The sequence below is a fragment of the Micromonospora craterilacus genome (genome assembly GCF_003236315.1).
GTDB classification, from domain to species: domain Bacteria; phylum Actinomycetota; class Actinomycetes; order Mycobacteriales; family Micromonosporaceae; genus Micromonospora; species Micromonospora craterilacus.
Genome location: NZ_POTY01000341.1, coordinates 1 through 5,141, shown reverse-complemented (window position 1 = coordinate 5,141; position 5,141 = coordinate 1). Strand labels below are relative to the sequence as shown.

At 71.1% G+C, this 5,141-nt stretch carries 6 protein-coding genes; 4 read left to right on the top strand and 2 right to left on the bottom strand.

The window, feature by feature from the left end:
• Positions 1-193: 193 nt before the first annotated feature.
• Together C1I95_RS31660 and C1I95_RS31655 are read right to left on the bottom strand one after the other, a co-directional pair.
• A complete protein-coding gene (locus C1I95_RS31660) occupies positions 194-1,288 on the bottom strand; it encodes an aminotransferase-like domain-containing protein (protein ID WP_111219501.1) in 1,095 nt (364 codons plus the stop codon).
• Between the two features lie 184 nt (positions 1,289-1,472).
• Complete coding sequence (locus C1I95_RS31655) at positions 1,473-1,865, bottom strand: CBS domain-containing protein (protein ID WP_111219499.1); 393 nt, start codon at positions 1,863-1,865, stop codon at positions 1,473-1,475.
• Between the two features lie 97 nt (positions 1,866-1,962).
• Between C1I95_RS31655 and C1I95_RS31650 the strand changes: the two genes are divergently transcribed.
• Genes C1I95_RS31650 through C1I95_RS31635 form a run of 4 tightly spaced genes read left to right on the top strand, consistent with a single transcriptional unit; the run spans position 1,963 to position 4,954 of the window.
• Complete coding sequence (locus tag C1I95_RS31650; RefSeq protein ID WP_111219497.1) at positions 1,963-2,412, top strand: NUDIX domain-containing protein; 450 nt, start codon at positions 1,963-1,965, stop codon at positions 2,410-2,412.
• 55 nt (positions 2,413-2,467) lie between these two features.
• Positions 2,468-3,199, top strand: a complete 732-nt coding sequence (locus C1I95_RS31645; protein WP_111219495.1) for a phosphocholine cytidylyltransferase family protein — start codon at positions 2,468-2,470, stop codon at positions 3,197-3,199.
• Positions 3,187-4,254: an iron-containing alcohol dehydrogenase family protein gene (locus C1I95_RS31640; RefSeq protein WP_111219493.1), complete on the top strand. Its 1,068-nt coding sequence runs from the start codon at positions 3,187-3,189 to the stop codon at positions 4,252-4,254. Before C1I95_RS31645 ends, C1I95_RS31640 begins: the two co-directional genes overlap by 13 nt.
• On the top strand, positions 4,238-4,954 hold the full coding sequence (locus C1I95_RS31635) for a CDP-alcohol phosphatidyltransferase family protein (protein ID WP_111219491.1): 717 nt from the start codon (positions 4,238-4,240) through the stop codon (positions 4,952-4,954). Before C1I95_RS31640 ends, C1I95_RS31635 begins: the two co-directional genes overlap by 17 nt.
• The last annotated feature ends 187 nt before the right edge of the window (positions 4,955-5,141 follow it).

Below are 5,141 nucleotides of genomic sequence, written 5' to 3'. Positions count from 1 at the left end.
GGGTTGTGCTGGCCGCGTCACACCAGCGTGCGGGGCGGCCGGGCCGCGCCGGGTGAGGACCGCAGCGGCCGGAGCCGGCGTGACCTCCAGTACGCGTGGTTTGTGACGCTCGCAGCATTGTGGGCCGCGAGCCGCCCCAGTGGGAGTCCTGGGGCGGCTGGGATCGTCGTTTTGTCAGAAACCCGACAGAAATTCAGCTGCGGACGGCTTCCATCGCCTCGGCCAGCCGCCGGACGCCCTCGTCGATCCGATCCGCGGTCACCGCGGAGAAGGCCAGCCGGAGCGCGTGCCGCCCACCGTCCACCACGAAGTCGCTGCCCTTGACCACCGCGACGCCGCGCTCGGCCGCCGCCGGGGCGAGCTTGTCGGCCTCGACGTCCTCGGGCAGCTCGATCCAGAGGAAGTAACCGCCGTCCGGCTCCACGAACCGGGCCTCCGGAATGTGCCGGCGCAGCGACTCGGCCAGCACCCGGGCCCGCTCGCCGAGGGCCGCCCGGACCGTGTCGATCGAACGCTCGATGTCCCCCGACACGCAGAACTGGTGCACGATCGCCTCGGAGACCATGCCCGGGGAGATGTAGAGACTGGTCGCCTTCTTCGCGACGTCGCCGATCAGGTCCGCCGGGCCGACCAGGTAGCCCACCCGCACGCCGGGGCAGACCGTCTTGGTGAAGCTGGAGGCGTGCACGACGACGCCGCGGGTGTCCATCGACAACATCGATGGCAGCGGCTCGCCACGGAACCGGATGTCGGCGTAGGGGTCGTCCTCGAAGATCGTGAAGCCGTACTCGCCGGCGAGGTCGAGCAGCTCGCGGCGCTTGTCCAGGGAGAGCGTCACGCCGGCCGGGTTCTGGTAGTTCGGAATGACGTGCGCCAGCCGGGGACGCACCCCGGATTCCAGCAGCTTGCGCAGTTCGGCGGTGTCCAGGCCGTCCGGCTGGATGGTGACGCCGTGCAGCTCGCTGCCCATCCGCTGGAGGTTGAGCAGGGTGCGGTCGTAGGTCGGGCGCTCCACCACCACCGCGTCCCCGGGGCGGACCAGGTGGTCGAAGAGGAAGGCGTCGGCCTGCAACGAGCCGTTGGTGATCAGCACCTGGTCGGCCTCGACCCCGTGCTTGTCGGCGATCCACTTGCGGAGCGGCAGGTAACCGACGGAGGTGCCGTACGCGGTCACCCCGGCGGGGTCGGCGTCGAAGGCGCGGACGGCGGCGGCCTTGAGCCCTTCGACATCGACGATGTCCAGTGAGGGGGCGCCACGGGCGAAGGAGATCAGCTGCTCGGCGGTCATGGCTGTTCAGCGTACGGGCGGTGGCGGTGCGTACGCGGACGGCACGGCGATGTCCGCATCCTGAGCCACCGGGTCGGGTGAACCGGACCGTCCGGCCGTCGCCACGGGTCGCCCCGGCTGCGGAACAGATCCGGCCGGACGGCTGAGCGGGCCGTCCCGGCCGGTCCGTGCGGGGGTCGCCGGGTCAGCCGGTGCCGACCATCCGACTGGCCGCCCACACCCGCATGATGTCGCGTACCGAGATCACCCCGGCCACCTCACGGCCGTCGAGGACCACCAGGTGCCGGAAGCCGCCCCGGGCCATGGCCGCAGCCGCCTCCTCGATCGTCCACTCCGGCCCGGCGTAGACCACGTCCCAGGTCAGGTGGGCGCCGGTCCGTTCGGCGTCGCAATCCAGCCCGGCGCCGATCGCGTTGAGCACGTCGCGTTCGGTCATGATCCCGATTCCCTCGGCATCCGGGTCGATCACCACGGCCGAGCCGATGCCCCGCTCCGACATCATTCGCGCCGCCTGGCGGAGGGTGTGCTCTGGACCGACCACGAGAACTTCACTGGACATCGCTTCCCGAACCTGCATCACACATCACCCCATTGGGACGGCGGTACGCGGCTAACCGCAATGGTGAGCCCCGCACGTTTCCAGGACAAGACCACCGACGGCTAGGGTCTTCGAGATGTCCAACGAGCCGCTGCGCTGTGCCGGAGCGCTGATCATCGCTCCCGACGGGCGAATCTTCTTCCAGCGCCGCTCCCCGCACCGACGCCTCTTCCCCAACTGCTGGGACATCGTCGGCGGGCACCTCGAACCGGGCGAGACCGTCGAGGAGGCCCTGCGGCGGGAGGTCACCGAGGAGACCGGCTGGCGGGTGTCGGAGATCGTCGGCCCGGTCGGCGAGTACCGCTACGTCGGCGACGACGGCCTGGCCCGGATCGAGAGCGACTGGCTGATCCGGGTCGACGGCGACCTGGCTGCACCGGTGCTGGAAGCGGACAAGCACACCGAGTACCGCTGGCTCGGCCCCGACGACCTCGACCTGCTGGACGAGCACCGCGACGTCAACGACGGCCTGATCCGGCAGATCGCGGAGCGGGCCTTCACCATCCTTCGGTCGACCGGTCCGTGAGCGGCGGCGCTATCCTCCTTCGGTGAACGCCGCGAGAACAGAAACTGATGCCGGCATGGTCGGAATGGTGCTGGCAGCCGGAGCCGGCCGCCGGCTGCGCCCGTACACCGACACCCTGCCCAAGGCGCTGGTGCCCGTGGACGGTGAGATCACCATCCTCGACATCGCCCTGCGCAACCTCGCCGAGGTGGGGCTCACCGATGTCGTGGTGGTGGTCGGCTACGCGGCGGACGCCGTCCGCGAACGCCAGGCCGACCTGGAGCTCCGCTACGGCGTCAAGATCACCCTAGTGCACAACGACAAGGCCGAGGAGTGGAACAACGCCTACTCCCTCTGGCTGGCCCGCGACTGGTTCGCCCGGGGCGTGCTGCTGGTCAACGGCGACACGGTGCACCCGGTGAGCGTGGAGAAGACCCTGCTGGCCGAGCGCGGCCCCGGCATCCTGCTCGCGATCGACACCATCAAGCCGCTGGCCGAGGAGGAGATGAAGACCACCTTCGACGCCGCCGGCCAGCTCACCCGGATCACCAAGCTGATGGACCCGGGCGAGGCGTACGGCGAGTACATCGGGGCGACGCTGATCGAGCCGCAGGTGGCCGAGGCCCTTGCCGACGCGCTGGAGACCACCTGGCGGCGTGACCCGAACCTGTACTACGAGGACGGGTACCAGGAGTTCGCCGACCGGGGCGGCGAGGTGCGGCCGGCCCCGATCGGGGACGTGGCCTGGGTGGAGGTCGACAACCACGACGACCTGGCCCGGGCGCGGGAGATCGCATGCCGCTACTAGCCCGTACCGTCACGACGCCGCTGTCGATCGAGGTCCGCCGGGGCGCCGTGGCCGACCTCGGCGTGCTGCTGGCCGACCGGCGGATCTCCGGCGGCGGCGACGTAGCGGTGGTGGTCGGCCCGGGGCAGGGCGAGAAGATCGTCGAACTCTGCCGGCCGTCGCTCGGCTCGGCCGACGTCTTCACCGTCGCCGGCGGCAGCGTCGACTCCGCCAACGAGCTGGGCGACAAGCTACGTCACCGGCACTACGACGCGGTCGTCGGCATCGGCGGCGGAAAGACCATCGACACCGCCAAGTACGCCGCCACCCGCTACGGCATCCCGATGGTCACCGTGGCGACCAGCCTCGCCAACGACGGCATCGCCTCCCCGGTGGCGTCGTTGACCCACGACGGCGGCAAGGGCTCGTACGGGGTGCACATCCCGATCGCGGTCCTGGTCGACCTCGACTTCGTGGAGAACGGCCCGGACCGGCAGACCCAGGCCGGCATCGGCGACGCGGTGAGCAACCTGAGCGCCTGCGCCGACTGGGAGCTGGCCCACGAGGTACGCAACGAGCCGATCGACGGGCTCGCCGTGACGCTGGCCCGGACCGGGGCGGAGGCGCTGGTCAACCACCCCGGCAAGATCAACGACGACGCGTTCCTGACCACGCTGGCCGAGGCGTTGATCCTGGGCGGCATCTCGATGTCGATCTGCGGCTCCAGCCGGCCGGCGAGCGGCGGCGACCACGAGATCTCGCACGCCATCGACCACCTCTACCCGGGTACCGGTTCACACGGCGAACAGGCCGGCCTGGGCGCGCTGTTCTGCACCTTCCTCCGGGGCGACCTGGAACGGTTCGGCCAGCTCGCCCGCTGCCTGCACCGGCACGGCCTGGCCACCCGGCCCGGCGACCTCGGGCTCACCGACGAGCAGTTCGTCGAGGCGGTGGCCTTCGCCCCGCGTACCCGGCCGGACCGGTACACGATCCTCGAACACCTCGCGCTGCCCGCTGACGACCTTCGCACCCGGCTGGGAGACTACGTTGACGCCCTCCGTGATCAGCTTGGCTGAGCCGTCCCGCCCCACGGCCGCCGACTTCCACCGGGTGAACCGGGGCGGTGGCCTGTTCAGCGAGTCGGTTAGCCAGTGGATCGGCGCGGTCTTCGCGCTGGTCGCGCAGCGGCTCGGGCTGCGCCCGACCACGCTGACCATCACCAACCTGGTGCTCGGGCTGGCCACCTCGGTCACCGTGGTCGCCCTCGCCGGCCCGGTGGCCGCCGGGGACGTCCCGGCCTGGGTGGTCGGGCTGCTCGCCCTGGTCGGCTGGCAGGTCGCGTACGCCCTGGACTGCGCCGACGGTCAGCTGGCCCGGGTGACCGGGCAGGGCAGCGCGGCCGGTGCCCGGGTCGACGTGCTCTGCGACGTGGCCGCCCAGATCGCCCTGGTCGCGGCGCTGGCCGCCACCGCGGTGGCGCAGCGACCGGAGACGCCGACCTGGCTGGTGGCGGCCTTCGCCGGTACCTGGATGGTCAACCTGGTCACCTCGGTGATGCAGGCCGGCCCGAACGCGGCCAGCATGGTCACCTCCACCTCGCTGCCCGTACGCCTGGTGAAGCTGGTCCGCGACTACGGCGCGGTGATCTTCGTGGCCGCCCTGGTGCTGGCGCTCGCCCCGGCCCTCACCTTCTGGGCCCTGGTCGGGTTCACCATCGTGAACGGCGGCTTCCTCCTGGCCAGCGTCGCCTTCTCCGCCCGCGCCAGCCTGGACTAGCTGCAAGGAAGGGCGGAGGAAGCCACTCGATCCCGGATCGAGCAGCGACTCGGCCGACGCCGAGGGTTGACCGGACCGTGCGGTCAGCCGAGCGAGGCGTACACGTCGATGAGGCGCTTGGTGACCACGTCGGGGTGGAAGGTGCGGTCGTAGCGGGAGCGGGCGGGGCCGGAACTGTCTCTTATAC

What these genes read in the sequence shown, in the direction of transcription:
- C1I95_RS31660 (WP_111219501.1), bottom strand. Translation starts at nt 1,288, where the DNA reads ATGACCGCCGAGCAGCTGATCTCCTTCGCCCGTGGCGCCCCCTCACTG.
- C1I95_RS31655 (WP_111219499.1), bottom strand. Translation starts at nt 1,865, where the DNA reads ATGCAGGTTCGGGAAGCGATGTCCAGTGAAGTTCTCGTGGTCGGTCCA.
- C1I95_RS31650 (WP_111219497.1), top strand. Translation starts at nt 1,963, where the DNA reads ATGTCCAACGAGCCGCTGCGCTGTGCCGGAGCGCTGATCATCGCTCCC.
- C1I95_RS31645 (WP_111219495.1), top strand. Translation starts at nt 2,468, where the DNA reads ATGGTCGGAATGGTGCTGGCAGCCGGAGCCGGCCGCCGGCTGCGCCCG.
- C1I95_RS31640 (WP_111219493.1), top strand. Translation starts at nt 3,187, where the DNA reads ATGCCGCTACTAGCCCGTACCGTCACGACGCCGCTGTCGATCGAGGTC.